27 protein-coding genes are annotated in these 26,816 nt (G+C 68.1%); 12 read left to right on the forward strand and 15 right to left on the reverse strand.

The window, feature by feature from the left end:
* Positions 1-70: 70 nt before the first annotated feature.
* Both IBJ82_RS06540 and IBJ82_RS06545 read left to right on the forward strand, forming a co-directional pair.
* Positions 71-688 (forward strand): hypothetical protein, encoded by a 618-nt coding sequence (locus tag IBJ82_RS06540; protein ID WP_194824958.1) that lies wholly within the window; start codon positions 71-73, stop codon positions 686-688.
* Between the two features lie 89 nt (positions 689-777).
* The gene (locus IBJ82_RS06545) at positions 778-1,635 is read left to right on the forward strand and encodes a DNA/RNA non-specific endonuclease (RefSeq protein ID WP_194824959.1); all 858 of its coding nucleotides are present in this window, start codon (positions 778-780) and stop codon (positions 1,633-1,635) included.
* A 3-nt stretch (positions 1,636-1,638) separates the two neighbouring features.
* On the opposite strand, the gene IBJ82_RS06550 is transcribed toward IBJ82_RS06545, so the two are convergent.
* Positions 1,639-2,160 carry a VOC family protein gene (locus IBJ82_RS06550; RefSeq protein ID WP_194824960.1) on the reverse strand — a complete coding sequence of 174 codons (522 nt, stop codon included), beginning with the start codon at positions 2,158-2,160 and terminating at the stop codon, positions 1,639-1,641.
* 109 nt (positions 2,161-2,269) lie between these two features.
* The gene (locus tag IBJ82_RS06555; protein WP_370585178.1) at positions 2,270-2,875 is read right to left on the reverse strand and encodes a TetR family transcriptional regulator; all 606 of its coding nucleotides are present in this window, start codon (positions 2,873-2,875) and stop codon (positions 2,270-2,272) included.
* 72 nt (positions 2,876-2,947) lie between these two features.
* Between IBJ82_RS06555 and IBJ82_RS06560 the strand changes: the two genes are divergently transcribed.
* Positions 2,948-3,709, forward strand: coding sequence for a 3-hydroxyacyl-CoA dehydrogenase (locus IBJ82_RS06560; RefSeq protein WP_194824962.1), 762 nt, complete (start codon positions 2,948-2,950; stop codon positions 3,707-3,709).
* A gap of 92 nt (positions 3,710-3,801) precedes the next feature.
* On the opposite strand, the gene IBJ82_RS06565 is transcribed toward IBJ82_RS06560, so the two are convergent.
* Together IBJ82_RS06565 and IBJ82_RS06570 are read right to left on the reverse strand one after the other, a co-directional pair.
* Positions 3,802-5,328: an NAD(P)/FAD-dependent oxidoreductase gene (locus IBJ82_RS06565; RefSeq protein ID WP_194824963.1), complete on the reverse strand. Its 1,527-nt coding sequence runs from the start codon at positions 5,326-5,328 to the stop codon at positions 3,802-3,804.
* A gap of 95 nt (positions 5,329-5,423) precedes the next feature.
* Positions 5,424-6,050 carry a TetR/AcrR family transcriptional regulator gene (locus tag IBJ82_RS06570; RefSeq protein WP_194824964.1) on the reverse strand — a complete coding sequence of 209 codons (627 nt, stop codon included), beginning with the start codon at positions 6,048-6,050 and terminating at the stop codon, positions 5,424-5,426.
* Between the two features lie 141 nt (positions 6,051-6,191).
* Here IBJ82_RS06570 and IBJ82_RS06575 point away from each other — a divergent pair, with 141 nt between their 5' ends.
* Genes IBJ82_RS06575 through IBJ82_RS06585 form a run of 3 tightly spaced genes read left to right on the forward strand, consistent with a single transcriptional unit; the run spans position 6,192 to position 8,703 of the window.
* Positions 6,192-7,184, forward strand: a complete 993-nt coding sequence (locus IBJ82_RS06575) for an alpha/beta hydrolase (protein WP_194824965.1) — start codon at positions 6,192-6,194, stop codon at positions 7,182-7,184.
* Between the two features lie 32 nt (positions 7,185-7,216).
* Positions 7,217-7,900, forward strand: coding sequence for a hypothetical protein (locus IBJ82_RS06580; protein WP_194824966.1), 684 nt, complete (start codon positions 7,217-7,219; stop codon positions 7,898-7,900).
* On the forward strand, positions 7,897-8,703 hold the full coding sequence (locus IBJ82_RS06585) for an SDR family oxidoreductase (RefSeq protein WP_194824967.1): 807 nt from the start codon (positions 7,897-7,899) through the stop codon (positions 8,701-8,703). Before IBJ82_RS06580 ends, IBJ82_RS06585 begins: the two co-directional genes overlap by 4 nt.
* Before the next feature lie 66 nt (positions 8,704-8,769).
* Here the strand turns inward: IBJ82_RS06585 and IBJ82_RS06590 are convergent, their stop codons facing one another.
* Genes IBJ82_RS06590 through IBJ82_RS06615 form a run of 6 tightly spaced genes read right to left on the reverse strand, consistent with a single transcriptional unit; the run spans position 8,770 to position 14,861 of the window.
* On the reverse strand, positions 8,770-10,218 hold the full coding sequence (locus tag IBJ82_RS06590) for an SDR family oxidoreductase (protein ID WP_194824968.1): 1,449 nt from the start codon (positions 10,216-10,218) through the stop codon (positions 8,770-8,772).
* A gap of 24 nt (positions 10,219-10,242) precedes the next feature.
* The gene (locus tag IBJ82_RS06595; protein ID WP_194824969.1) at positions 10,243-11,100 is read right to left on the reverse strand and encodes a MerR family transcriptional regulator; all 858 of its coding nucleotides are present in this window, start codon (positions 11,098-11,100) and stop codon (positions 10,243-10,245) included.
* Complete coding sequence (locus IBJ82_RS06600) at positions 11,097-11,501, reverse strand: hypothetical protein (protein ID WP_194824970.1); 405 nt, start codon at positions 11,499-11,501, stop codon at positions 11,097-11,099. Before IBJ82_RS06600 ends, IBJ82_RS06595 begins: the two co-directional genes overlap by 4 nt.
* Positions 11,498-12,811: a cyclopropane-fatty-acyl-phospholipid synthase family protein gene (locus IBJ82_RS06605; RefSeq protein ID WP_194824971.1), complete on the reverse strand. Its 1,314-nt coding sequence runs from the start codon at positions 12,809-12,811 to the stop codon at positions 11,498-11,500. The genes IBJ82_RS06600 and IBJ82_RS06605 overlap by 4 nt, the downstream gene beginning before the upstream one ends.
* The gene (locus tag IBJ82_RS06610) at positions 12,808-13,533 is read right to left on the reverse strand and encodes a DUF1365 domain-containing protein (RefSeq protein ID WP_194824972.1); all 726 of its coding nucleotides are present in this window, start codon (positions 13,531-13,533) and stop codon (positions 12,808-12,810) included. The genes IBJ82_RS06605 and IBJ82_RS06610 overlap by 4 nt, the downstream gene beginning before the upstream one ends.
* Positions 13,530-14,861, reverse strand: a complete 1,332-nt coding sequence (locus IBJ82_RS06615; RefSeq protein WP_194824973.1) for an NAD(P)/FAD-dependent oxidoreductase — start codon at positions 14,859-14,861, stop codon at positions 13,530-13,532. The genes IBJ82_RS06610 and IBJ82_RS06615 overlap by 4 nt, the downstream gene beginning before the upstream one ends.
* Positions 14,862-15,064: 203 nt before the next feature.
* On the opposite strand from IBJ82_RS06615, the gene IBJ82_RS06620 reads away from it, so the two are divergent.
* Positions 15,065-16,033 carry an SDR family NAD(P)-dependent oxidoreductase gene (locus IBJ82_RS06620; RefSeq protein ID WP_194824974.1) on the forward strand — a complete coding sequence of 323 codons (969 nt, stop codon included), beginning with the start codon at positions 15,065-15,067 and terminating at the stop codon, positions 16,031-16,033.
* A 279-nt stretch (positions 16,034-16,312) separates the two neighbouring features.
* The gene (locus IBJ82_RS06625; protein ID WP_194824975.1) at positions 16,313-16,783 is read left to right on the forward strand and encodes a hypothetical protein; all 471 of its coding nucleotides are present in this window, start codon (positions 16,313-16,315) and stop codon (positions 16,781-16,783) included.
* Positions 16,784-16,792: 9 nt separating this feature from the next.
* Here IBJ82_RS06625 and IBJ82_RS06630 read toward each other — a convergent pair whose 3' ends face one another.
* The gene (locus tag IBJ82_RS06630; protein WP_194824976.1) at positions 16,793-18,442 is read right to left on the reverse strand and encodes an FAD-dependent monooxygenase; all 1,650 of its coding nucleotides are present in this window, start codon (positions 18,440-18,442) and stop codon (positions 16,793-16,795) included.
* Between the two features lie 238 nt (positions 18,443-18,680).
* On the opposite strand from IBJ82_RS06630, the gene IBJ82_RS06635 reads away from it, so the two are divergent.
* From IBJ82_RS06635 to IBJ82_RS06645, 3 genes are all read left to right on the forward strand, one after another.
* Positions 18,681-20,492 carry a multicopper oxidase family protein gene (locus IBJ82_RS06635; RefSeq protein ID WP_194824977.1) on the forward strand — a complete coding sequence of 604 codons (1,812 nt, stop codon included), beginning with the start codon at positions 18,681-18,683 and terminating at the stop codon, positions 20,490-20,492.
* Positions 20,493-20,586: 94 nt separating this feature from the next.
* Entirely contained in the window at positions 20,587-21,876 is a 1,290-nt protein-coding gene (locus IBJ82_RS06640; RefSeq protein WP_370585179.1) for an oxygenase MpaB family protein, read from the forward strand.
* A 17-nt stretch (positions 21,877-21,893) separates the two neighbouring features.
* The gene (locus IBJ82_RS06645; protein WP_194824978.1) at positions 21,894-22,958 is read left to right on the forward strand and encodes a lipocalin-like domain-containing protein; all 1,065 of its coding nucleotides are present in this window, start codon (positions 21,894-21,896) and stop codon (positions 22,956-22,958) included.
* A gap of 49 nt (positions 22,959-23,007) precedes the next feature.
* On the opposite strand, the gene IBJ82_RS06650 is transcribed toward IBJ82_RS06645, so the two are convergent.
* The 4 genes from IBJ82_RS06650 to IBJ82_RS06665 form a co-directional block, all read right to left on the reverse strand.
* On the reverse strand, positions 23,008-23,634 hold the full coding sequence (locus IBJ82_RS06650; RefSeq protein WP_194824979.1) for a TetR/AcrR family transcriptional regulator: 627 nt from the start codon (positions 23,632-23,634) through the stop codon (positions 23,008-23,010).
* 134 nt (positions 23,635-23,768) lie between these two features.
* Positions 23,769-24,044 (reverse strand): GlsB/YeaQ/YmgE family stress response membrane protein, encoded by a 276-nt coding sequence (locus tag IBJ82_RS06655; RefSeq protein WP_194824980.1) that lies wholly within the window; start codon positions 24,042-24,044, stop codon positions 23,769-23,771.
* 122 nt (positions 24,045-24,166) lie between these two features.
* Positions 24,167-24,631 (reverse strand): polyketide cyclase, encoded by a 465-nt coding sequence (locus IBJ82_RS06660; protein ID WP_194824981.1) that lies wholly within the window; start codon positions 24,629-24,631, stop codon positions 24,167-24,169.
* Positions 24,632-24,667: 36 nt separating this feature from the next.
* Positions 24,668-25,873 carry a cation:proton antiporter gene (locus tag IBJ82_RS06665; protein WP_194824982.1) on the reverse strand — a complete coding sequence of 402 codons (1,206 nt, stop codon included), beginning with the start codon at positions 25,871-25,873 and terminating at the stop codon, positions 24,668-24,670.
* Positions 25,874-26,047: 174 nt separating this feature from the next.
* On the opposite strand from IBJ82_RS06665, the gene IBJ82_RS06670 reads away from it, so the two are divergent.
* Positions 26,048-26,803 (forward strand): class I SAM-dependent methyltransferase, encoded by a 756-nt coding sequence (locus IBJ82_RS06670; RefSeq protein ID WP_228536462.1) that lies wholly within the window; start codon positions 26,048-26,050, stop codon positions 26,801-26,803.
* The last annotated feature ends 13 nt before the right edge of the window (positions 26,804-26,816 follow it).

The following is a 26,816-nucleotide window of genomic DNA, read 5'->3' on the forward strand; positions in this document are numbered from 1 at the left end:
GTCGACCCGGCGTCCCGATGAGTGGGAGCGGAACCGATCACAACCGGTGCGGCGGCCCTACCGTGACGGCATGCTCCTGGAAACCGATGCCATCCGGCTGTTCGCCGAGGCGGCGCGCTCGCGCAACCCGGCCTACCGGCTCGCCGATCGGCCGGTGGTGCCGCCGACCTTCCTGCCCGCCGACGGATTCGCCTCCGGCGGGGGGGAGCGGGTCGAGACCGATCACCGGTTCTTCGGGCCGCCGCCCCGCGCGGGTGACCAGTTGACCGCGATTCGCGCGGGCGCCACCACCGACCAGCCCGCCGCCGTCGCCGCGGAGTCGCTGACCCGATACTTCGACCGCACCGGCGGTCTGGTCGCCGAGTCGTGGGCAGCGGCGGAAACCTTTGCGGGCGAACAGGTCTCACCACAGGCCGCGGCCCTGTTGGCGACCTATGCCACCGACTGGCTCGGGGCCGAGGCGATCCGTCGATTCCGCACCAGGTCGGTGCGACCGCTGCCGCCCGGTGACGTCATGTCCTGTTCGGGGCGCGTCACGCAGAGCTATGTGCAGGACGGCGAATCGCGCGTCGATGTCGCACTGGCCGGCGCCGATGCCGCGGGCAACGTCGTCGTGCGGGCGTGGGCGACGTTCGCGGTGACCGATGACGTGACCCCGGACCGGGCCGGGCGGCCCGCAAACGGGTAGTCGACTACTCGTGAGGACGGCTCCGGCGGCGACGACGATGGTGTTCGAACTACCGACACACAACGTCCGCCTGCTGGAAGGGGCATCCGATGACCGCCAACGTGGCTACTGCGTCGACGAACGGCATCGCGAGCGACACGCTGCGCACCGGGTACGACCCGGACTTTCTCGGGCCAAGGGTCGAGGTTCCTGAACTGGATGCCGCGGTCCGCGCTGACGCGGTTCGCCTGGACGGCTCCGACGTCATCAGCTACACGCACTTCTCGTTGGCGTTGAGCACGCCGCGACGGTTCGCGTTCTGGGTGGCCTGGAACATCGACGGTGCCGCGATGAGGAAACTGCCCCGCACCGGCATCGAATTCGTCAAAGATCCGCGTATCCCGGCCGAGGTGCAGGTGGGAAACGAACTGTACCAACGGAATCGGCTCGATCGTGGGCACATGGCGCGGCGCGCGGACCTGCTGTGGGGCAACGAGGCCGAAGCCGAGCAGGCCAATATCGACTCGTTCTTCTACACCAACATCACCCCGCAGATGGACGACTTCAACCAGAGCAGCCGCGCCGGGGTGTGGGGGCAGCTCGAAGACGCGGTCTTCGCCGACGTCGAGATCGACGACCTCAAGGTGAGCGTCTTCGGCGGACCCGCCTTCCGCGCCGACGACCAGGTGCATCGTGGCGTGGCATTGCCGCGGGAGTACTGGAAGGTGATCTGCTTCGTGGAGGGAAACCGGCTGCGGTGCAAGGCATTTCTCCTGACCCAGCACCTCGACGAACTCGAAGCGCTCGCGCTCGACGAGTTCCGCGTCTTCCAGGTAGCGGTGCCCGAGATCGAACAACGAGCACGCTGCCGATTCCCCGCGGCCCTGCACATCGCCGACACATTCGTGACCCAGGAGTCGGTCGACCACCGGCGCCCGCTCGAATCGACGGCCGACATCAGCTGGTAATTCCTACCGCTGCGCCGCGACGCGCGCCCACACCTGTGGATCGGTGCGCGGGCCGCCCGGGGTGGCCGCGCCGTACCGCTGGATCTGGGCGTCGATGTCCAGTGGCGCGGTCAGCGAGGTGCCCGGCGCGAGTGCGGCCTCGACGTGTTCATCGGGTACCAGCCAACACACCTCGAACTCGATACCGTCGGGGTCGCTGGCGTAGAGCGCTTTGGTCGACCCGTGGTCACTGGCCCCGGTCAGCGCGTGCGCCGACGCCAGCCGGTCCCGGACGGCTACGAGCTCGGACAAAGTGTCCACTTCCCATGCGACGTGATAGAGCCCGACCGAGCCCGCAGGCCCGGCCGCGGGTGTCCTGGCCTGGAAGAGCCCGAGGTCGTGGTCGTTGGCCGAGCCGGGGTAGCGCAGAAACGCGCCGCCGGGAAATCCTTCGGGGAGCCGCTCGAATCCGAGCACGTCCTCGTAGAACGCGATACTGCGCGGCAGATCCGCGACGAACAGAACGATGTGGTTGATTCCCCGCATCTCCGGTGGCCTCCTCGATCGACAGTTCTCGACCCCTGACAGTCCCACGCCGGCGTCGACGACACCACTACTGGATGACCGGTAAGTGGGAGGCACGATCGAGCGCTGCTCAGTCCGGCGTGGAGCCGGGCAGGTGCGGATCCATCCATCGCAGCATCCGGTCGACCGAATCCGCGCAGTCGCCCTCCGCGCCGGATTCGGCCCACTCGATCAGCGCGGCGAAGGTGGCGGACTGGTACGCGGTCGCGATAGCCCGGCAGACGGCGGCGGGGGAGCCGGGCAGTCGGCCGGCGAGGTAGCCCGACAGCGTATCGATCCACGGCCGGTAGATCCGGGGAGCGGTCGCAGCCAGCTCGGGTTCCGAGGAGATCAGCCGCAGCCAGTCCGACGCCAGCTCCTGGATCCGTGGATCGCGGGACACCGATTCGACGATCGCGGCCCGGACGACCACCGCGAGCGGCTCCTCGGGGGCGGCGGCGCCGAGTGCTGCTTGCAGCCGCTCCGTCGCGGGCGCGACGCCGATCCAGGCGATCTCGGATCGGGACGAGTAGTGCCGCAGCAGGGTTCGCGTGCTGATTCCCGTGGCCTCGGCGAGATCGTTCCAGCTGGTGGTGGCGAAACCGCGGTCGGCCCACAGACGCAGCGCGCCGACCGACACGGCCCTGGTGTCCAGCACGGAGGGACGGCCGGGGCGGCGGGGCGCTGGCTGGGTCACCGCGAAAGCCAAACAGTTTTGGCGAAGTGTGTCAATATCGGTGAGATCTCACCGAAAAACAGGAGAAACAGTATGGATTTCGTCAACTTGTCCGCGATCGTCACCGGCGGTGCGTCGGGTCTCGGCTTGGCGACCGTGCAGGAACTGCACGCCAAGGGCGCCAAGGTCGTCATCGTCGACCTCGCCTCGTCCAACGGTGCGGCCATCGCCAAGGAACTGGGCGAGGGCGCGGCCTTCGCGGCCGCGGACGTGACCGACGAATCGGCGGTAGCCGCGGCACTCGACGTCGCCGAATCGCTGGCGCCGCTGCGGATCGCCGTGAACTGCGCGGGCATCGGCAACGCGATCAAGACGGTCGGCAAGAAGGGTGCGTTCCCGCTCGCCGATTTCACCAAGGTGATCAACGTCAACCTCGTCGGCACGTTCAATGTGATCCGGCTGGCCGCCGAACGCATGTCGGGCACCGACCCGGTCGGTGAGGAGCGGGGCGTCATCATCAACACCGCCTCCGTCGCCGCCTACGACGGCCAGATCGGCCAGGCCGCCTACGCCGCGTCCAAGGGCGGCATCGTCGGCCTGACCCTGCCGATCGCGCGTGACCTGGCGAGCTTCAAGATCCGCGTCGTCACGATCGCGCCCGGGCTGTTCCGCACTCCGCTGTTCGAGACGCTGCCGGAGGAGGCGCTGCAGTCCCTCGGCGCGCAGGTGCCGCACCCCTCGCGTCTGGGCCAGCCCACCGAGTTCGCCGCGCTGGCCCGCCACATCGTGGAGAACCCGATGCTCAACGGCGAGACCATCCGCCTCGACGGCGCCATCCGGATGGCGCCGCGCTGAGTCGAATTGTGGGACAACGACATCCGGCCGGGGAGTCAGCCCGGCCGGATGTCGTTTACCCGCTGTGCCCAATGCCTGTCCGCGCTGTCGGGTCAGGAGTAGGTGTAGTGGTCGAGGGGGAAGGTCCGGCTGGTCCACCAGGCTTGCAGGCCGGTGGTGGGGCGCAGGGAGCTGAAGTCTCCGTGGTGGTCGAAGTAGTAGCTGTTGGAGGCGCCGCAGTTGCTGATGGCCAGTAGTGAGTTGTCGGCGCGGGCGCGGACGAATTCCAGGAATCCAGCGTTGGCTTCGGGGCGCACCGAGACCCGGTCGGCGCCGCGGTGTTCGGCTTCGCGCAGTACACGGATGATGTGGTTGGCCTGTGTTTCGACCATGACATGGTAGGAACCGCCGGACCAGGAGTAAGGGCCGAACAGGGAGAAGGCGTTGGGGAGCTGGGGCAGGCTGACGCCTTCGTAGGATTGGAGGGGTTCGGTTTCGAAGAAGTCGGCGAGGTCGAATCCGTCGCTGGTCCCCACCGGGGACAGGCGGTAGTTGATCGGTTCGTGGGCGAAGTGGAAACCGGTGGCCAGGACCAGGACATCGATCGGGTGTTCGGTGCCGTCGGTGGTGCGCACGCCCGAGGCGGTGATGCGCTCGATGGGCTCGGTGACCAGGCTGACATTGTCGCGGGCGAACGTGCGGTACCAGGCGTTGGACACACTCGGGCGTTTGCAGCCGAAATCGTATTCCGGGGTGAGCTTTTCGCGCAGTGCGGGATCGCGGACCTGAGTGAACAGCAGAGCGCGGCTGGCGGCGGCGAGTCCGCGTGTCAACGGTGTCACCGATTTTCCGTAGGCGGCCACGGCCACGAGCAGCACCTCGACCTGCGCGGTGAAGGCCAGCCGCAACGCGTTCTGCGCGCCGGGAACGGTCCCGATCGCCTTCTGTAGCGTCTCGGGCACCGACAGGTCCAGTTTGGGCAGCACGTAGATGGGCCTGCGCTGGAACACCGTCAGGTGCGCGGCGGTCTCGGCGACTTCGGGAACCAGTTGGACTGCGCTGGCGCCGGTGCCGATGACCGCGACTCGGGCACCGGCCAGGTCGTGGCCGTGGTCCCAGTGCTGAGACTGCATGACGGTGCCGGTGAAGTCGGCCAGACCGGGGATGGCCGGGGTGCGGGCGTTGACGAAGGGACCGAGGGCGCTGATGACGTAGCGGCTGGTGAACTCGCCTTTGTCGGTGCGGACACGCCAGACCCGGTCATCCTCCGACCAGTGCCGCTCGAGCACCTCGGTGTCGAAATCGATGTGGCGGGCGATGTCGTACTTCTCGACGCAGTGGTCGAGATAGGACTTGATCTCCTCGCCTTTGGGGAACAGGCGCGACCAGTGCGGGTTCTTCTCGAAGGAGTACTGGTAGCTGAAGGAGGGAACGTCGGCGCCGACGCCGGGGTAGACGTTGTCGCGCCACACTCCGCCGATGTCATCACCGCGCTCGAGAATCGTGAAGTCTTCGATTCCGTTGCGGCGCAACATGATCGCCATCCCGATTCCGGCGATTCCGGCACCGACGATCACGATGTGCCGGTCCGGATCGACGCGAGGGGTGCGGGCGGGTGTCACGGCGGGTTCGACGGTCATCGGCGAGTGCCCCTTCGGTGCAGCGAGAGGAAGCATCCGTTTCAACATGAAACGCATGTTTCAACTTTATGGCTGTCCTGTCAAGGCCCGCGCCCTCAGTTGCGGTGTTGCACCGCCTCGAGCAAGGCGAACACCGAGGCCACCGCGACGTCGGCGAGCCTGTCGCGGTCGACCCCCAGGCGTCCGTCGACCCATTCGAGATACAGCGAGATCAGACCTCCGCCCAGCGTGGCCGCCGCCATCGCGAGGTCCTCGTCGGCGGTGGGCACGATCGCGCCCGCCTCGGTGCCCAGGATCGGGATCAGCATGCGAAGGAAGGTCGGCGCGCGGTCGGCGCTGTGTCGACGCAGTGTCTCGTCGCCCAGCGGTTCGCGCAACAGGATGCGCGCTCGTGTCGGATCCTCTTCGAAGAACAGGGCGCAGATCTCGAAGATCTGACGGATCGCCGCCCGCAGGCCCGCTTCGACGCGAACATCGCGCATGCGCTCGAACAGTCGGGTCTCGACCCGGTCGTAGACGGCAACGAGGAGATCCTCGCGAGTGTCGAAGGTCTCGTAGAAGTAGCGCGGACTCAGTCCGGATTGCCGGATCACCGCACGGGTGGTCAACCCCGCCGCGCCGCCCGTGCCGAGCAGTTCCTCGCCGACATCGAGCAACTGCTCACGCCGGTCCAGTGAGCGGTCTTCGAGGGTCTGTCCGCGCCACAGCTTGGGAGAGCTCATGAGGCGATCCTCTCATCGCGGCTCGGATTCACGGGAACCCCGCACGGCATTGACAACGACCGTTTCAACATGAAACGCTCGTTTCATGTTGTTGGTTTCTCCGGGGTTGTTCATCCCTCCGGCACCGATAGGGCGATTCCCATGACCTCCGAACTCCTGGCCCGTCACCACTTCGGCGCGGGCGCACGCCGCGGCCCCAGCCTGCGATCACGCCTGGCGACCGGGGCAGTGCGTCACCTTGTACGCCCTGTGTTGCGGCGGGTCCCCCTCTCGACGCCGGTGCTGCGCGCGGGTGCGTTGGTCGATCTCGGTTCCCGCCTGTTGCCGGTGCGGACCGCTGTGACTGTCGAAGCGGTGACCGCGGAGACGGTGCGCTGCGAGATCGTGCGAGCCGCTGGGGTGACTCCGGGCTTCGGTGCGGGAGCGCTGCTCTACTTCCACGGTGGTGGCTTCGTGGCGGGCGGGCTGCACACCCATCGCCGCTTCGCCACCGAACTGTCGGCCTGCACCGGGTTGCCGGTGGTGCAGGTGCGCTACCGGTACCTGCCCGAGGCGACGGTCCCGGAGTCTGTGCGTGACTGCCTCACCGCCTACCGCTGGCTGCTCGATCGTGGCGCCCCCGCGGCATCGGTGGTGTTCGCGGGCGACTCGGCCGGTGGATTCCTGGCCTTGAGTACCGCGCTGGCGGTGGTCGAGGCGCAACTGCCCGCGCCGGGTGCGGTGGTCGCGCTGAGTCCGTGGCTCGACCTCGACCTGGCTGCCAAACTCGCCCACCGCAACGCTGTCACCGAGGCATATCTGCCCATTGCCGCCTTCGCCCGCATCGCCGAGCTGGGCTGCACCCGCGACGGGCGGATCGATGCGGCGCTGTCTCCGGTCAACGGCGATCTGACCGGGTTGCCGCCGACCATGCTGATCGCCTGCGACGACGAGTTCCTGCGTATGGATTCCGAAATCATGGCGACTCTGCTCACCGCGGCGGGTGTGCCGTGCGAGCTACATATCTTCTACGGCCAGATCCACGCCTTTCCCGTTGTGTTCCCCTATCTGCCGGAAAGTCGGCAGCTCACCACCGAAATCGCCCGTTTCACACGAGCCCATATCGCCACCGCCGCACCATCGGCCGCGGCCTGACCCGTTTCGTCATTCCCTCGAAAGGACTCTCGATGACCGACACCGAGACATCGGCCCGCCCCGGCCTCGATACGACAGGGCAGACACCGATCTCGCTGCTCGCCGAGCTACGCGAGCTCGCAGGCTCGGCTCCGGCGCGGGCCGCCGCGGCCTGCTGGGACTACCTGCGCCAGACCGGCTCCGCCGATGACCGCGAACTGCTGGCGGCCCTGTTCACCCAGGGCACGCCCCCGAAGCTCGACGGCGACTACCGAGGACTGATTCTCGGCAAGCTGTTCGGAATCCCCGAAGCGACGCTGCTCAATCCGGTTGTCGCGGTGGAGCCGGGCTGGGTGGGCAAGGGTTTCGATGCCGCCACCGGGACCGGATACAACCGGCTCAACCGGCTCGCCTATGCGGCGTTGCGGTTGGCGGTCCCGCGCTACCACGGCTGGCAACGATCTCCGGAAGGCGTGTACCACGGCTTCCGATTCCGGTACCGCATCGAACCCGCGGTGCTCCCGCCATTCCATCAGGTCGCCGCCGTCAGCTACACCGATCCCGCACTGGGCACACCAGCCAGCCGCGTGGTGCCCATGGATCGCATCCGAGACGAACTCGTCGAACTCGTACCAGGGGTGCTGTTGGGGCGCGCGTCGATGAGTTCGCGCACCGGCGAGATCCGTGCCATCGGCTACTTCGCGCTGCGCTCCCCGCAGCGGGAGGAGAACCGGTGATCCGGCTCGAAGGCGCTGTCGCCTGCGTCACCGGCGGGGCACGCGGCATCGGGCGCGCCACCGCTATCGCGCTCGCAGCCCGCGGCGCGCAGGTATGGATCGGTGATATCGACCTGCCCGCCGCGCAGGCGACGGCCGCCGAGATCGGCGGCCACGCAGCCTGTCTCGATGTCACCGACCCGAGCAGTTTCGCCGAGTTCCTGGTCGCCGCCGGCACGTCCGGACCGGTCGAGGTCCTGGTCAACAACGCCGGCATCATGCGCCTGGCACCCTTCCTCGAACTGGACCTGGCCGGACACCATCGCGAGATCGCCATCAACGTCGGTGGAGTGATCAACGGAATGAGCCTGGCGCTGCCCGGAATGGTCGCGCGCGGCCACGGTCACATCGTCAACGTCGCCTCGATGGCCGCCAAGGTCACCACACCGGGTGCCGCGGTCTACTGCGCCTCGAAATTCGCCGTGGGCGCGCTGTCCCGCGCGGTCCGTGCCGAACTCACCGATACCGGGGTCAGCATCACCACCGTTATGCCCGCCGCCGTGCACACCGAACTGACCTCGGGGGTCAACTTGACACTGCAACCCACTTTGCAACCCGCCGAGGTGGGCGAGGCGATCGTCGACACCGTGCGCCACCGACGCGCCGAAGTCACCATCCCGCGTTGGCTCGCTCCCATGGGCACGGTCGAACAAGGCATCCCCGAATCAGCCCTGCGCGCGGTCAAACGCCGGTTCGTCGGCAAGGACCCCGGACAGTACGACCAGCAGCAACGCGGCGCCTACCTCGACCGCATCAGACGCTGAACGCACCGACCCGAGCCGACATCGAGGCATTCCGGCCCACCCCATCGCCTCGGCAGGCAGGTATGACTACTCGGCCGCCCCGGTGATGTTGCGAGCCATCCCGCCGAAGATGATCGCGTGAAAGGGACTGATGGCCTTCCAATAGAGGTGCCCGGCCAGTCCGTGTGGTTCGAACAGGGCACGCTGGCGGTAATGCGCGCCGCCGTCGTCGGACGGGGTGACCGACAGCTCTAGCCAGCCTCGTCCGGGGACGCGCATCTCCGCGCGCAAGCGCAGCAGCCGTCCGCGTTCGAGGTGTTCGACCCGCCACCAGTCCAGCGCCTCACCCACGTGCAAGCGGTGTGGGTCGCGCCTGCCGCGGCGGAGGCCGACGCCGCCGAACAAGCGGTCGATCCACCCGCGTAGTGCCCAGGCCAGCGGGAAGGAGTACCACCCGTGTTCGCCGCCGATGGCTTCGATGACGGCCCACAGCGTGGCCGGGTCGGCGGTCGTGTCGCGCTCTCGCACATCGCTGTAGAGCGTGCCGCCGGACCAGTCCGGATCGGTGGGCAGCGGATCGGACGGGGCGTCGGTCAGGCCGGCATCCGACCATCGGGTGGGCACGTCCCGATCGCGAATGCGGTGCAGGGCCAGACTCACCGCACCGAGATAGGACGTGAGCCCCTCCGGTGGATCGGCGATGTGGTCGGCGATGCGGTGTTCGGCGCAGACCACGTCGTTGACCAGCGATTCCATCAGCGGCACGGCGAGTGCCCGCGGCACCGGGGTCACCAGGTTGACCCACTGCGCCGACAGCCACGGCGTGAGTACCGGCACCGGCAGGATCACCCGCCGCGGCAGCCCCGCCGCCACGGCGTAGCCACGCATCATGCCCTCATAGGTGAGGACATCGGGCCCGCCGATGTCGAAGGCGTCGTTGACGGTGTCGGGCAGGTCGGCCGCGCGCACCAGGTAATGCAAAACATCGCGCACCGCGATGGGCTGGATCCGGCTGCGCACCCAGCGCGGCGTCACCATTACCGGCAGCCGTTCGGTCAGATACCGCAGCATCTCGAAACTGGCCGACCCCGAACCGATGATCACCGCCGCCCGCAACACCACGGCGGGCGTCGGGGCGTCCAGCAGGATCTGTCCCACTTCCGCACGCGAGGCGAGGTGGCGCGACAACTCCTGGCCGCTGGGCGTGATGCCGCCCAGATATACCGACCTGGTCAGGCCCGCGCGCGCGGATTCGGCCGCGACCAGGCGCGCCGCCTCGCGATCCACGTTCTCGAAATCGGCGCGGCCCAGGGAATGGACGAGGTAGTAGAGCACTTCCTGTCCGTCCAGCGCGGCACGGACATCCTCGGCCCGGGTGACGTCGCCGCGCACGACCTCGACCTGCTCCCGCCACGCGGCGTCGACGAGTTTGCCCGGGTCACGGGCCAGCACCCGGACCGTGTGCCCGGCGTCGAGCAGTTCCGGGACGAGTCGGCCACCCAGATATCCGGTGGCGCCGAACACTACACAGCGCATAGCAGTTCACTCCTGTCCGACGAGTCACAGCACGGTGTTCGACAAGACATCGACGGCCTCCTCCAGAGAGCTGAGCCGTCGCCCGGTGACGGTGTCCGTCCAGCCGGGACCGGCGGACATTACCGGACCTCGTCCGGCGACGGCGTGAAGCGCGGCGGGTGCCGCGGTGGCGGGCGTCTGCGACCACAGCACGACGACAGCGGGATGTGTTCGCCGTGACAACGAGTGGGCCAGCGCGTCATCGGGCACATCCGCGCCGAGAAGCAATGCGGCCCTGCCCTTCTCGGCGAGTGCGGCACGCAGTATTTCGAGCGGCAGCACATGGTGTTCGCCCGCGGTACAGGCTAGGACGACCTCCGGCTCCCGACCCGTATCGGTCAAGGGCGGCACACAGCGATGCAGACTGGTCGTGATCGCCCACGACAGCAGGTGTTCGACGTCGATGTAGCCGCGGCCCTGTTGCTGACGAGTCACGATGTGCTCGAAGGCGGGTCGGCACAGATGGTTCCAGGTGGGCACGACGCCGTGATGGGTGATGTGCGCCGCCAGCAGGTCCAGCAGCCGGGCGAGGTCCATGTTCTCGGCGGCGATGATCACCGGGTCGACCGCGCCGAGCTCCGGCTCGGGGGCGAGCACGGTGCGCGCGGCTTGCGCGGCGCTTCCCGGAGTGGCGCCCGCCCGGACCAATTCGACCATTTTGGTGGCCACGGCCAGGTCGGTACCGGTGTAGTGGCGGTGCCGACCCGGCAGGTGCCCGCGTGGGCCGAGGTCGTAGCGCTGATTCCAGCTGCGCAGGGTGGCGACCGGAACCCCCAGCAGGCGCGCGACGGTGCCGACGGTCAGCTCCGTCGCCGCCTGAGGGTCATCCGGCGTGGCCGTCATGGCCGGTGAACGCCCCGTTCGAGCACCGGCCGGGTTCTCCCGCGACGCTCGTAGACGGCGCCGGCCAGACACAGCAGTCCCCACGTCGAGGTCACCGCTAGAGTCTTGCCGAGCTCGGGACGGCCCCTCAGCGCGTGGGCGAACACGGCCGTGTCGGCGGCGTCCGAGCCGATCCGTACGAAGGCGGCCACGGTGCGCGCACGGGCGCCGGTCGCCGTGACCAAGGCAAGCCCGGAGAGCACATCGCGCAGCGCGACCGAGCGGGCCAACGCGCGCAGTTCGGGTTCCGCGCCGGTGCCGAGCCCGCTGGGGCGCAGCAAGATCTCGGGGCGGACGGTGACCGCGACGCCGTAGGCCGCGGTCGCGACGCCGAGGATCCGAGAGGGCGTGGTCGGGTTCATCGCGTCACCGCCGCATCGAGCTCGGCCGACGAGCTACGTCGAAGGATCAGTTGCAGCGCATCCAGGTATCCGGAGCGGAAGCCGGCTTCGGAGTAGGCGAGATACAGCCGCCACATTCGCTGGAAGACCTCGTCGAAACCCAGTGCGGCGACTCGGGCGTCGGCGGCGGTGAACCGGTCCTGCCACAGTCGCAGTGTGTGCGCGTAGTGCTGTCCCATCGCGCTCCGATCGACCGGTTCCAGGTCGGTGTGGTGCGAGAGAAGTTGCGCCAGAAGCTCTTCCGAGGGGAGGAAGCCGCCGGGGAAGATGTATTTCTGCACCCAGGTATGGGTCGCGCGGCTGGCCCGCATCCGATCGTGCGGCATGGTGATGACCTGCACCGCGACGTGACCACCCGGCACGAGCAGCCGCTCGAGAACGGTCAGGTAGTCCGCCAGGTACTCGTAGCCGACGGCTTCGATCATCTCCACCGAGATCACCGCGTCGTAGCTGCCGTCGACATCGCGGTAGTCGCGCAGTTCGATCGTCACGCGGTCGGCGAGGTCGGCCGCGGCCACGCGTTGCTGGGCCAGTACGAGCTGTTGCGCCGAGAGCGTGACGGAGCGGACGGTCGCGCCGCGCTGCGCGGCGCGGATGGCGAGTTCACCCCAGCCGGTACCGATTTCGAGCACGGAGCTGCCCGGCCCGACGTTCGTGGCGTCGAGCAGCCGGTCGATCTTGGCGTGCTGGGCGGCGGCGAGGTCGTCCCACTCCGGGGCGGGGTCGAGCCGGTCGAACAGCGCCGACGAGTACGTCATGGTCTCGTCGAGGAACAACGCGAAGAAGTCGTTGGACAGGTCGTAGTGGTGCGCGGCATTGCTGCGGGCGCCGGCGGGCGTGGCCCTGGTCCGGCTGGGTTGTCCGGGCAGGAAGAGCGGACGCAGTGCCTGTAGCGGCGCCGGGACCAGAGCGCTGAGGTCCGAGGCCAGCACGGTGAGGACCGCCGTCGGGTCCGGGGCCGACCAGTCGCCCGTCATGTACGCCTCGCCGAATCCGATGAGGCCGGTGGCGCCGAGCCGGGTGGCGAACGCGTCCGGGTCGTGCAGGACCATCCGCGGGGTCGTCGGGTCGTCGACGCCGCCGCCGAACATCGTGCCGTCGGGCAGTTCGACCCGCAGCGCGAGCCGTTGCGCGGCCCGGCGGAACAATGCCGCCGCCACCAGCCGACCGGCACTCGCGCGGACCCCGCGGGGCACCTCGGCCAGGTGCGGCCATCGGTCGACGAACGTGGTGGTGGCGGGCGGCGCACCGCACGTGGAGAGGGTGGTCATGGCAGAGCCTCCTGGGCGAGATGCGGTGTGCGTGGCACGATCGGCAGACCCCGATGCCACAGGCGCAGGCCCTGCCATCGGATGCGCGCGGCGATGCGCCAGGTTTCGATCGGGTGCGCGAGAACCGCGCCGGTCACGGTGCGGCGGGTCGCGGGGCGGACGAGGCCGAGGACGGTGGCGTCGAAGGTGGACCGGCCGTCCGGTCCCTCGAGCGAGATCGCCAATCGCAGCCGTGTGTCGGGAACCGGGAGACGCAGCCGGTAGCGCCCGGTCACCGGGTTGAACGGCGAGACGTAGAACTCCTTGGCGACCGAGGGATTCGGCTCCGGCGAGACGAGATAGCGATGGCGTTCGCCGTAGGTGTTGTGCACTTCGGCGATCACGCACCGCAGGGTGCCGGTGTCGTCATGGCACCAGAACACGGTGAGCGGGTTGAAGACGTAGCCGAAGATCCGCGCGTTGGCGAGCATGAGTATCTGTCCACCACGCAGATCGATGCCCTGCTGGGTGAGGTGGTCGACCACGTTGTCGCGCAGCGTGACCGACGGATCACCGAGATGGTCGCGGGCGTGGAAGCCCGCGAACGGTCGCAACGGCCAGGGCAGGCTCGGCAGTTCGTCGAGGTCGACGAGCCAGCTGTAGCTGCGATAGGCGAACAGGTGCCGCACCGGTTCGCGACGCGAATGGCGGATCACGGTGCGCACCAGCCGGGCTCGGGTCATCGCACCCCCTGCGCGACCGCCGGGGCCGCCGCGGGACGCGGTTGCCACAGACCGCCGATGCGTTCGGCCGCGCGCAACCCCGACAGCGCGCCGTCCTCGTGGAATCCCCACCCGTGGTACGCCCCGGCGAAGGCCACGGTTTGGTCACCGATCTCGGGCAGCCGCCGTCGGGCGGCCATCGAACGCGGCGTGTACTGCGGGTGTTCGTAGGTCATCGTGGCGACGACCGCGTCCGGCGCCACCCGGTCGTCGTCGCCGAGGGTCACCAGGAACCGGCGATCGACGGTGGCGGGCAGTCGGTGCAGCCGTGTCAGGTCGTAGCTCACGAGCACCCGGTCCGGCGACGAATCACAGTGCGGCAGTCGGTAGTTCCACGACGCGCGGGCCGCGGTGCGACGGGGCAGCACGGACTCGTCGGTGTGCAGCACGGTGTGGTTGGTCGAATAGGTCAGTCCGGCGAGGATGTCGGATTCCGCGGTGGTCGGCCGATCCAGCAGCCGCAACGCCTGACCGGGGTGGGTGGCGATCACGGCGGCGTCGAAGTGGTCCACCTGATCGGCGTCGTCGCGGACCTCGACCGACCCCGCGGCGCGGTGGACGGCCCGCACCGGCACCGCCGTCCGCACCTCCTGCACGCCCTCGGCGACCGCTCGCACATAGGTGGCCGAGCCGCCGGTGACGGTGCGCCAGGTGGGCGAGCCGAACACGGTGAGCATGCCGTGGTGGTCGAGGAAGGTGAACAGGTAGCGGGCGGGGTAGCGAAGCGCGAGATCCGGCGGGCACGACCAGACCGCCGCCACCAGGGGAACCAGGAAGTGCGCGGTGAAATAGTCGGAGAAGGCGCCGGCTCGCAGGAATTCGCCCACGGTGCGCAGGTCGTCGCCGTGGTCGATGTCCAGTTCGGCGCGGGCCAGGCGGTGGAAGCGCGTGATCTCGCCGAGCATCCGCAGATAGGGGCCGCGGGTCAGCGACCGCGGCTCCGGGAAGATCCCGCGCAGCCCTTTGGCGCCGGCGTATTCGAGTCCACAGCCGTCACAGCGGATCGACATCGACATGTCCGAGTCCTGCGTGCGCACGCCCAGTTCGCCGAACAAACGCTGCAGGGTCGGGTAGGTGCGGTCGTTGTGCACGATGAAGCCGGAATCCACGCCGAGCCACTCCCCGGTGCCGTCGGCGCGGGAATTCACCCGATGGGTGTGGGCATGGCCGCCGAGGCGAGCATCCGCCTCGTAGAGCACGACTTCACAGGTGCGGGCGAGCACCCAGGCCGCGGTGAGCCCGGCGACCCCGCTGCCGATCACTGCCACCCGACGTCGATCACCGGTCATCGCTTTTCGCTTCCCCGGACCGCGACCGGTAGATCCGGCGAATCGGCGATGTGTCGTTTCTTGCTGGGCGAGGTGGGGGTCATGACGTCCTCCGGAGTTCGGTCGGCCGGCGGACTGTCCGGCTCACCCTTTCGACGCTACCATTGAAACGACGCACAAACGATGCATAGATTCACGGTACATCGATCCGGTAGGAGCGCACGATGACCACTCACCTTCCGACCTTCATCGACTCCGCACTCGACCGCACCGTCTTCCCCGGCTACAGCAGGATCGGCTTCCAGGTGCGGAGCCGGACGTGGCCGCCGTTCGCGCCGCAGGCCCTGCGGGGCCGAACCGCCATGGTCACCGGTGCGAACTCCGGCATCGGCAAGGCGATCGCCGTCGGTCTGGCCGAACTCGGCGCCGCGGTCATCTTGGTGGTGCGCAATACCGCGCGTGGGCAGGCCGCCGCCGCGGAGATCGCCGAGGCTGTTCCCGGCGCCCTCGTCCAGGTGCGGCGATGCGATGTCGCCGACCTGGCGGACGTGCGGGATTTCGCCGCCGATTTCGTCGACCGGACCGACCGGGTGGACGTACTCGTCCACAACGCGGGAGTCATGCCCACCACCCGCACCGAGAGCAGGCAGGGACACGAACTGTGTGTGGCCACACACGTCCTGGGACCGCTGCTGCTCACCGAAATGCTCTCACCAGCACTGCAGCGCGCAGGGGACGCGCGGGTGGTCCTGATGTCCTCGGGTGGCATGTACGCCCAGGCCGTCCATCCCGACGACCTCGAGTACCGCACCGGCGACTATCGCGGCGCCACCGCCTACGCCCGCTCGAAGCGGATGCAGGTAGCACTCACACCGGTGCTGGCCGAACGCTATTTCGGAGCGGGCGTTTCGGTGCACACCATGCATCCCGGCTGGGTGGACACCCCGGGTGTCGCCACCTCGCTGCCGAGATTTCGCGCGCTGACCGGCCCCTTGTTGCGCACACCCGCCCAGGGCGCCGATACCGCGATCTGGCTCGCCGCCACCGACGGCTTGCCGTCCGGACTGTTCTGGCACGACCGCATGCCGAGGCCGGAGCACTACTCGCGGCGCACTCTGGAGTCGGCCGCCGACCGCGATCGCCTGTGGCAGTTCTGCGCGAGCGCGACCGGCGTGACCGCAGTCAAGCCCTGATCCAGCCCTTGATTCAACGATGCTTGTTCGATGCGACGGAGGATCATGTAGCGGGTGCGGGGACCGCGCAGCGCGGGGATCGGTTCGAGAGATGAGCGGGCGCTGCTGACACCTTTGGGATGGGTCGAAGACGGCGGCGGGTGTCTTGATGCAGAATGTGAAGGTGAACGATAGGCCTGAGACGAAGTTTGGGGTGTTGGCTGCTGTGGGACCGATAGCTGTCGCGACACCTGTCCGCGGTTAGTTCGATGTCGGCAGGAAACCGGGGCAGGGTTCACGATGGGACCTGATGAAGGCCGTTTCGACGCGGTGGAGCGGCTGCGTCGGAAGTGGGAAGAGGCCAAGGCCAACGAGGATGGTTCCGGTGCGGCCGCGGGCGGTGCATCGAACGTCGTCCGGCTGCCGAGGCTGCCGCGACGAGGGCGAGAGAAGGTCGACGAAGCTCGACCTCGGCCGTGGCCTTCGGAAGAAGTCGACGATCCGGCGCCGACTCGACCGGTGACTCGAGCGGAATTGCAGGGCGAGACGGGTGCGTGGCTGTTCCATGGGGCGGCGCTGGCTGCGGCGCAGGCCGACGAGAACCCCGAGCACGAACGCAATGTCATAGATCTCGGCGCCTCGCGTCGGAAACGTGCCGGTGCCGATTCTCCCGGGCGTGCTCGGCCGAGGGCGATGCCGCGCAGAATCGGGTCCGGCGACAATCCGGGCGGCGAGGCCGATACCGCGCCGACGGACAGACCCGAACGGTAATCGCGCGGATCAGGCGATCCCCATGACGCTTTCGGGAGCCGGGGCGAACGTCGACTCGAAATGACGGATGAGGTCGTCCGGAGTGGCGGGGGAGGCGGCGTAGCCGAGGTAGCCGTCGGGGCGTACGACATAGGCCGCGCCGGCGGCGCAGTGATATCGCCGGGCGAAGTCGCCGTCACTGTCGCGGATGACCGGCAGGATCGTCGGGGCGATGGTGGCCTCCGGGCTCGCGACGAGGTAGGTGTCGAGGTGGTCGTCGGTCAGTTTCCGAAGCAGCGCGACGTGGCGTTCCATCTCGGTGAGAGTGGCTGTGTCGCAGGTGTTGTCGACGTAGCGGAGCAGAGTATGCCCTGGGCCGGCGAGCAGCGGGAACAGGCGGAAAGGTGACGTCACGCCGTCTCGGGTCAGCCCGGTCGCGTCGGGAGCGCGGCTGCCCGCGAGCGGAGACCGCGCGCCGGTGGGGGATTCGGTGACGATGGGGCTGTCCCGGTAGTCGATCAGGAGCTGCGCCTCGCGCAGCAGAACACGTTCGGCATCCGATTCGTCGGCGCCGATCCCGTCGCGGGCGTGACGGACGGTGCGGCCGACCACCTCCTCGCCGACCGGCCTGCGCTCGGCGTCGTAGCTGGCCAGCAACGACGGCGCGGCCACCTCGGCGACGGCCAGCCCCAGCTTCCATGCGAGGTTGTGGGCATCCTGGATACCGGTGTTCATGCCCTGGGCGCCCGTGGGCGGGTGGATGTGGGCGGCATCGCCCGCGACGAATACCCGTCCCCGGCCGTAGGCGTCGACGATGCGATGGCTGATCCGGAAGACCGAGGACCAGCGCAGGTGCGAGGCGGTCACCGGTTCGGGCGCGAGCCGGTCGAGCACCGCCTGGATATCGGCCAGGCCGGGGCCGGGCCCGGTGCCGAGTCCGTGCTCGATCTTGTCGCCGCCGACGGAGGTGTCGATCTGGAGTTCCGGGGGAACCCGCATCGACACGCGGTAGCGGTGGTGGCCGGGCAGCGGGATGCACACCAGTACGTCGTCGGTGACACCGTTGGTCTGGTGCATCGACCGCACGTTGTAACCGTGCGGCTGCGACCAGTCCAGCTCGACATCGCCGAGCATGTACTGCTCGTCGAAGGCCGCACCCTCGAACGACAGACCCAGCGTCTTGCGGACGGTGCTGTGCGCGCCGTCGCAGCCGACCAGATACCGTGCCCGCACCGTGTGCTCGCCCTCGGGCCCGGCGAGGACGGCATCGACACCGTCCTCGTCCTGGGTGAACCCGACGAGCCGGACCCCGCGCTCGACGCGCGTGCCCAGTGACTCCAGATGTCGGCGCAGGATCCGCTCGGTCTCGTACTGGGGCAGTCCGAGAAACCCGAAAGGAATCTCGGGTGGCAGCGTCAGATCCATGCGGTCGGCCTCGGTGCCGTTGACGTACACGATCTGACCGCGCATCAGGATCCCGGCGTCGAGGACCTCCCGCAGGACGCCCATCGCCTCGAACAGTTCCAGCGTGCGGGGCTGGATGCCCACCGCTTTCGCGTACTGCGGCGGCTCGGATTGCGCGTCGACGATCCGGCACCGCACACCGTGGCGGACCACCTCCACGGCGGCCGCCGACCCCACCGGACCTGCGCCGACGATCAGAACATCGGTATCGAACATGCGACATCACCTCGCGCTGGAAGCCCCCGCCTCATGTTGGTTCGCTGATCGTACGCCTGGCGCCGAGCCGCGAGATCCCTCGGAAGAACGGGTCGCGAGTCCTCCTCGGGCGCAGCCGATATCGGCAGGTGCTGCGAGGATGCACCGAGTGCCATCCCGGGAAGTACTGGTTACCGTACTCGGTGGTACGGTCGCTCGCGCGGTGCCTGCGACGATGCGGCCCGAGAAGGGCTCGAGCATGGAACATCCGATCGAACGCCGTCGGTTCTTGCGGGCGGCCGGAGCGGGCCTGCTCGCCGCGGCGCTGGGGGAGGCGCAGGTCGGCGCGGCCCCCACCGCGCCTTCGGGAGTGCGCAGTCCCCTGCTGTTCCACTCCCCGGCGGTCGAGCCGTTCGTCGACGAGATGCCGCGCCTGCCCGTGGTGCGAGGCGACCGGCTCGAACTCGTCGCCGAGACCGCGACCCACCGGTTCCACCGTGATCTGCCGCCGTCGCCGTCGCTGGGCTACAACGGCATGAGCTATCTGGGCCCGACCGTCGAGCATCCGGCGGGCACGCCCCTGCGCCTGCGTTTCGTCAACAGGATGACCACGCACCCGCTCGCCGCCGATATGGACACCAGCCTGCACGGCGTCGCCGAGAGTTTCCGCACCGCGCCGCCGTCGTCGCTGCATCTACACGGCGGGGTGACGCCGCCCGACAGCGACGGGCATCCTGAGCAACTCGTCTATCCCGGCGGTGACATCGACCACCACTTCCCGCTGGCGCAGGACACCGGCCACCTCTGGTATCACGACCACGCCATGGGCATCACCCGCGTGAACGTCTACGCCGGGCTGGCCGGAATGCTGTTGCTCCGCGACGAGTTCGACACCGGTGGACCCGACAACCCGCTGGGTCTGCCCGCGGGCGAGTTCGAAGTGCCGCTGGTCCTGCAGGAGAAGCTGTTCACCGCAGACGGGCACCAATCGGTCCGGTCGACATCGGTGGTGCCCGAAGGCGGTTGGGAGGGTGGAGCCGTCGGCGACATCGGCCTGGTCAACGGCAAGATCTGGCCGTACCTACCGGTCGCGCGTTGCCTCTACCGCTTCCGCGTGCTCAACGCGGCGTCGTTCAGCGTCTGGAATCTGTTCTTCGGCAACCGGATGCGGTTCTGGGTGATCGGCAACGATCACGGGCTGCTCGACGCGCCGGTCGCCACCCACGAGCTGCGGCTGTCGCCGGGTGAACGAGTGGATCTGCTGGTGGACTTCGCCGCACTGGCCCCGGGCGAGACCGTCGAACTGCGCAACGACGAGGCGCCGGTCTCCCAGGCCGCGATTCTCGGCGAGGTCGCGATGCCTCGGTTCTGCCAGTTCCGGGTGGAGGACCGGCCGGGCTTCGCGGGCGGCGTGCCTGAACGGCTACGTGGCGGAGCCGGACTGCCGCCGCTGCTGCCGCCGATCGAAACACCGACGGTGATCCGCGATGTCACCGTCAGCCAGCCCTACGAGCTGCGTGTGCCGCCCGCGATCATGTCGCTGAATAATCTCACCTTCAGCAGTCCTGATATCGAGATGCCGCGCCAGGGCGCCGTCGAGCAGTGGAACATCATCAACATCACGCCCGATCCGCACCCGATCCACCTGCACCTGGTCACCTTTCGCCTTCTCGGCCGGACTCCGCTGCGCACCGTCGACTATCAGCTGGCCCATCCGCAGCCGCCCGTCGGACAGAAGTGGGCGCCCTCTGCCGAGGGATTCCTGGCCGGCCCGATGGTGGCGCCGCAGCCGTGGGAAGCGGGCAACAAGGACATCGTGCGCGTCGACGGCGGCACCGTCACCAGCATCATCGTGCGGTTCCCGACCGCGGCGGAACTGGGCTTCGACCCGGACGCCCCGTTCCCGCGCCGGGTCGCGACCGAACGCGCGGGCGCGGGCGCCCATACCGGTCACCGCGCGCCCGACCATGCCGGTCATCAGCACGACGACCTGCGCGGATACGTGTGGCACTGTCACCTGCTCGACCACGAGGACCACGACATGATGCTGAAGTACCGCATCGTGCCGTGACGGTTCCATACTTTCAGGTACGGAAAGAGATTCGACATAGTATGGTCGACACCGATCGCAGTCAGCGAGTGGATGTCAGATCAGGAGGTCGACAGTGGTCGATGCCGTCGAACGTCAGGTCGAGCACACCCGCTCCGGGGCGCCGGTGAAGTGCCCCACCGCCTTTCGCTATTGGGAAGCCCGCGACACCCCGCTGGTGCGTCGGCTAGAGCGCGTGTTCACGACCGTCACCAGGCAGCGACTGTTTCCCAGCGACGAGCAGGCGAGTGCGCTGTGCGAGGACCTGTTCACCGGTGACCCGGTAGCCGAACGGTTCGTCGCCGAGGTGATGCACGGTGCGATCGGGTCGAAAGCCGGGCGCGCGATGCTGGAGACGGCGCTGGCCGAGGGCATCCATGCGGTGCCGGACGCGCCGGAATCCATGCGCGCGTTGTTCGCCGAGTTCGAGACGGTGCCCGACTGGGTGGTGCCCGAACTGGTGGAGCAGGGCGCGGCGATCTGGCGACGCTGGGGCACCATGCTTTTCAGCTTCGCCGGTGCCGAGACTCTCGAGATGTACACCGAGGCCGCGGTCGCGACGCCACTGTCGCTGGCGGGCGGCTACGCGGGCGACAGCGCCCTGCGCCGGTTCCTGGAGACCACCCGCTTCTGGATCGACGTCTCCGCCCCTGACGCGCTGCTCACCCCGGGTTCGCCGGGCCGTGCCACCGCGCTGAAGGTGCGGGTCATGCATGTCTCGGTCCGCGCGAAGGTCGCGGGCCACCCCGAATGGGACCTCGAACGCTGGGGGCTGCCGATCAGCCAGACCTACCAGATGCTCACCCTGTTGGCGGGCAGCGTGACGCCCGGCCTCGGCCTGTGGGCGCTGGGCTATCAGACGACGCCGTCGGAAATCCGTGCGCTGCTGCACTTCCAGAAGTACATGGGCCACCTGCTCGGCGTGCGGGTGCGCTGGTATCCGGAGACGGTCCTCGACGGACTGCGGGTACTGGCGATGACCATCGTTTCGCGGTCCTACGACGCCGGACAGCACGGAACAGAACTGATCGAGTCCTATCCGGCGGCCTTCGCGCCCCGCGACGGCCACCGTGGTCTGACCCTGTGGCGCGAGAAGTACAACTACCGGATCAATTCCGTGTACTCCGCGATGTACATGGCCCCCGGCACCCGCCGCCACTACACCATGCCACCCGCGTTCCCGTGGATCCTCATCCCGATCCTGCGCTTTCCGCTGATCACCGTGATGGAGATCGTGCGCCGGATCTGCCCGCCGTTCGCGCGGGCGCACGAAAAGCTCATGCTCGCCCATCGCGAGAACTGGTATCGAGCCCAGATGCAGGGCCGCACAGCGGCATTCGACGCCAGCGGTGCCCTGCGCCGATGAACCCACCGAAAGCAGCCATGACTACCGCAGACATCGTCGAAGTGTGGAACGGGCCGGGACGTAGCGACGGCGAACTGACACCGGTCGCGCCGCGCCACAACGGATTGCATCCCTCGCCGAGCAAGCTCGCCTTCGAACACTGGTATTTCGACGCGCATCTCGACACCGGCCACGTGGTGATCGGCTTCCTGACCAAACGTCGACCCGAGGACCTGCCGTTGGCCCGGCCCTGGGTGGAGATGATGGTCTACGCCCCCGACGGCACACGCCGCCAGGTGTCGCGGCGCTATCCGCACTCGGCGACCTCGTTCTCGCCCGATGCCTGCGATGTGCGCGTCGGCGCCAACACCGCGCGCACCGAGTTCCGCGACGACGGCCTGCCGATCCATCACCTGCGGATGGCCGAGGGCGGTCTCGTCTTCGACCTGCGGTTCCACAACGAGGTCCCCAGCTGGATGCCCGGCAAGGGTGAAACCCGTTTCGGCAGTAAGGATTCCTTCGGTTGGATGGTCGCCGCGCCGCGTGCCGCGGTCACCGGCTCGATCGAGCTCGACGGCGTGCGACACGAGGTCACCGGACGTGGGTATCACGACCACAACTGGGGCGTCGGCGACATGAAGAAGATCATCGAGCGCTGGCACTGGGGCAGGCTGTACGTCGAGGACTACTCGCTGCTGTTCGCCTCGGTGCTCACCCAGCAGCGCCGAGGCGGACACGAGATCAGCCCGCTGATGCTCGCCCACCACGCCGACATCGTGCTGTCCACCGGCGAGACCGTGATCACCGAGGGGCCCGCGCGCTTCGACGCCACCGCGGGCCGGAACTACCCCGAGTGGGTCGCACTGCAGGTGCCCGGAAAGCTCGAACTGCGCCTGGACGTCGAGCGGGTCATCCACGCCCACGACCTGCTCGACGATCTTCCGATCGTGCGTTCGCGCCTGGTCAAACCGCTGGTGCATCGCCTGGTCGGGCACCCGGGCTACTTCCGATTCGAGTCGAGCTTCGACCTGACCGTGCAGACCGAGAGCGGACCGCAGCGACGCAGCGGGACCACGCTGCACGAGCTGGTCGCGCTGACATGACCTCCGCGCCGTGCTCACCGGCATGGAACTCGTTGGGGCGCACCGCAGCTCAGCGGGGCGACTCGGTGTTGGTGATGAACCGGAAGAACTCGCGGCGCTGATCCTCGGTCGGCACGGGCAGGTTCTGGTTGCCGTGCACGAAGCCGATCCCGGCGAAGCACATCAGCCCGGCGCGCATCTCCGCCTGTTCTGCCGAGAATCCCATGTCGACCAAGGTCTTCGACAGGGTCTGGAAGATCCGCTGATCCAGCGCCTTCACCGCCTCGGCCACCTTGGCGTTCGTGCGCGCCCAGTCTCGGACCGCGAGCTCCACCTGCCAGACCCGCTCTCCGGTGAGCAAGGCGCCCATCCGGGCCAAGCGCTCCTGCACTGGCAGTTCGTCGAGGTCGGTGAACCCGCGGGCCGCGTCGTTCTGATCGGCGCACCAGAACTGCGCGGTGGTCTCGAGCAGTTGGTCGATACCGTCGAAATGCCAGTAGAAGCTACCTTTGGTGACGCCGAGCTCATCGCATACCTTGGCGATGGTGATGGCGGCGACGCCGTCGCGCAGCAGCACGCCCAGCGCCGCGTCGGTCCAGTCCTCGACGCCGAGCCTGCGCGCGGCCCCACGCGCGGCCGCCGCTTTGCGTTTGGACACCGGCGCCGTCGGCCGGGTGTTGCCTGGCTCGTCGGTCATGGTCGTCTCCTCTCGGCTCGCAGGTAGCACCATACTTCACCGTACAGTTCAACCTACCAAAAGGTATGGTCGCGTGGGAGACAGAAACGGCCCGAAGCCTAAGGGCTTCGGGCCGTGCACTGGGGTTGTGTCAGTTATCGCGATACGCCGCGACGACCGGTGACCAAACCGACGAGGAACAACAGCACAACCGCGCCGGCGATGCAGGTGAAGAAGCTGAACCACAGTCCGCCGCCGTTGACATCGACACCGAACAGTTTGAGCAGGAACCCGCCGAGCAGTCCGCCGACGATACCGACGACGATGTTGAGCAGGATCCCTTGCTGGGCGTCGGTTTTCATGATCTTACTGGCGATCCATCCGGCGAGTCCGCCGATGATGATCCATCCGAGAATTCCGAGACCGAGCATGGTCTACTCCCATCATCCGTACGTGCCGGCGAGCTCCCGGTGCGGGCGCTCGCTCTCTCTCCGGCGGCATACCCCGGCTTCGTGCAGCCAATCAGGCAGTCGGACAAATGATGTGGGCCGTGCTATTTCTGGATGGTGCGGGCGAGGATGCCGAGGGTGGCTCGCAGCGCAGCCTCGGGAATGATCGGGAAGATGGCCGCCTCGCGGTAGCGGGGCGCGATCTTGCTCCAGTCGTAGTACGAGGTAACGAGCGTGCCGTTGTCGTCGGCTTCGAGGCGATAGCCGTACAGGTGCTCGATCGGCGGCTTGATGGTGCCCGAGATCGTCCATTCGAGGTGGGTGTCCTGCTCGAATTCGGTGATGATCACCGTCACGTCGTATTTGCCCATCGGCAGGTCGTTGAGCGACTCACGGTCCATGTGCACGACGAACTCGTCACCGACGCCGGTGACAGGCTTTCCCTCCGCCGATTGCAGCATGCCCGAACTGTCGATGGCTACGTGCCCTTCGGGGGAGCACAGCAGCGTGAAGATTTCCGCGGGTGACGCGGTGATATGCCGCTGGACCTCGAACCGTTCTACTGTCATGTCCTCCACCCTCGCACACGGGGGTTCTGGAGGTGTTCACGTCACCGACGGCGATCTCCTCGAAATGTTCGCGGCCAGGGTGGATCCGACTCCGTGCAGGACGATGCTGCCGAGAACCGTCATGACCATGATGGTCAACACCGGCTCGCCGTATTGCTCGGGCAGCAAGTTGAACGCGAGCAGCCCGAAGATGATCGAGGGGGTACCGCGCGGACCTATCCATCCCAGGAGTAGGACTTCTCGCCGCGGAAGCTTCGATCCCACTAGGGAAATCGCGACGGGCACCATGCGCGCCACCGTGAGTACGGCGGCGCAGAACATGATCAATCGCCAGTCGACCTCGCCGGCGAGCGCCACTACGGCGGCGGCACCGAAGGTGAACCACATCTGGGTGGTGAGCAGGAATCCGACGTCGTCGATCAGTTGATGGCCTTCGGCGAAATTCTCGGACTGACGGCGGAGGTGATGGAACAGGACTCCGCACAGGAACGGGGCGACGAATTCGTTGCCTCCCAGTTCGTGCACCACCGCGAACGTCAGCACCGGGGCCGCGACGACGATCATCCGCTCGGACTGCGCGGTCATCAGTCCGCGTCGTTCGGCCGCATTGACGGTGGTGCCGAGGACGAAACCGATCGCGACACCGACCATGATCGCCACGGCGACAGCCCATGCCGCCGAACCAAGGGCTCCGAGCACGGTCTCCGACTGTGCGGTGCCCGCGGCGACGGCCACGCCGAAGAACAGCACCGGCGCCAGGATCCCGTCTTTGTAGCCTGCTTCGATATTGAGCACATCGCGTACCCGCTCGGGCACTCGCTTGTCGCGCAGGATCGAGGTGGCAGGCGAGAAATCGGTGGGCATGACCACGACCGCGATCACCAGAAGCAGTGCCCATCCGGCAGTGGGGAACAGCCAGGAACCGAGCAGCATGGCCGCGGCGATGCTCAGCGGTAGAGCCACCACCATCATCCGGACAACGACACCGGGATGGCCGCCGAGCAGTCGGCCACGCGCTTCGGAGGAGTCGATGAACAGCAAGATCGCGAGGATGATCTCGGCGACCTCCAGCGCGGCATGCGCGTCGAGGACTTCGGCGACATGGTCGTACGCCGCGAAACCGACGACGATCCCCGCGGCGACGACCACCATCGGTGCGGTGATGCGGTGCCGCTCGAACCACCCGGCCAGCATCGCCCACACCACGAACGCTGACGACACCGCGAGAATCACTCCGGTCACCAGGACAGCCTGCCAGAACAAAGGGTTTCCACAAGGGCGACACCCGCCGTCATCGCCAGGCTGTCCGAGTTAGCCCGATCACTTGCTCTCGCGGCCAGATCCCCACGATCGCGGCCGCCAGGCACCGAATCATTGTTCGGCCGTGGACAAGTTCTGCGTGTCAGGATGGATCGCATGGCATCGGTTCCAGAAGGTCGTGCGCTTCCCGCTGATCCGGCGTCGGCAAGCGCCTACGACAGCTTCGCTGCGGGCTACACGGCAGAGAACGCGACGAATCTGGTGCACGTGCACTACAACCGGCCCGCGCTGCTGGAGCTCGCCGGGAACGTCACCGGGCGGCGGATCCTGGACGCAGGCTGCGGCTCCGGTCCGCTGTTCGCCGCGCTGCGCGATCGGGGCGCGGTCGTGACCGGCATCGACGCGAGCTCGCGGATGCTGGAGCAGGCCAGGCAGCGCCTCGGCGCCGACGCGGACCTGCGGGTCGCTGATCTGGCAGACCCGCTGCCCTTTCCTGACGGTGTGTTCGACGATGTCGTCGCGTCTCTGGTGCTGCATTATCTGCGGGACTGGGGACCGACACTGGCCGAGCTACGACGCGTACTGGTCCCCGGCGGACGACTCATCGCCTCGGTCGAGCATCCTTTCGCCAACTTCCTCGGGCAGCGTCTGGCCGGGGAGGAGACCAACTATTTCCAGACCCGCAACCGGGTCGAAGAATGGACCATGGGCGGGCAGACCGCCCAGCTGAGCTTCTGGGACCGGCCGCTGCACGCGATGACCGATGCTTTCACCGCGGCGGGCTTGCGCATCAGTGTCATCAGCGAACCGCCGGCGCTACCCGCCGCCCGAGAGCTGGCCCCCGAGATCTTCGACGAGAGCACCGGCACGCGGTTCCTCTGCTTCCTGTTCTTCGTCCTGCACACCGACTGACAGCCGCGGACTT

It is taken from the genome of Nocardia sp. XZ_19_231 (assembly GCF_015355705.1).
GTDB classification, from domain to species: Bacteria; Actinomycetota; Actinomycetes; order Mycobacteriales; family Mycobacteriaceae; genus Nocardia; species Nocardia salmonicida.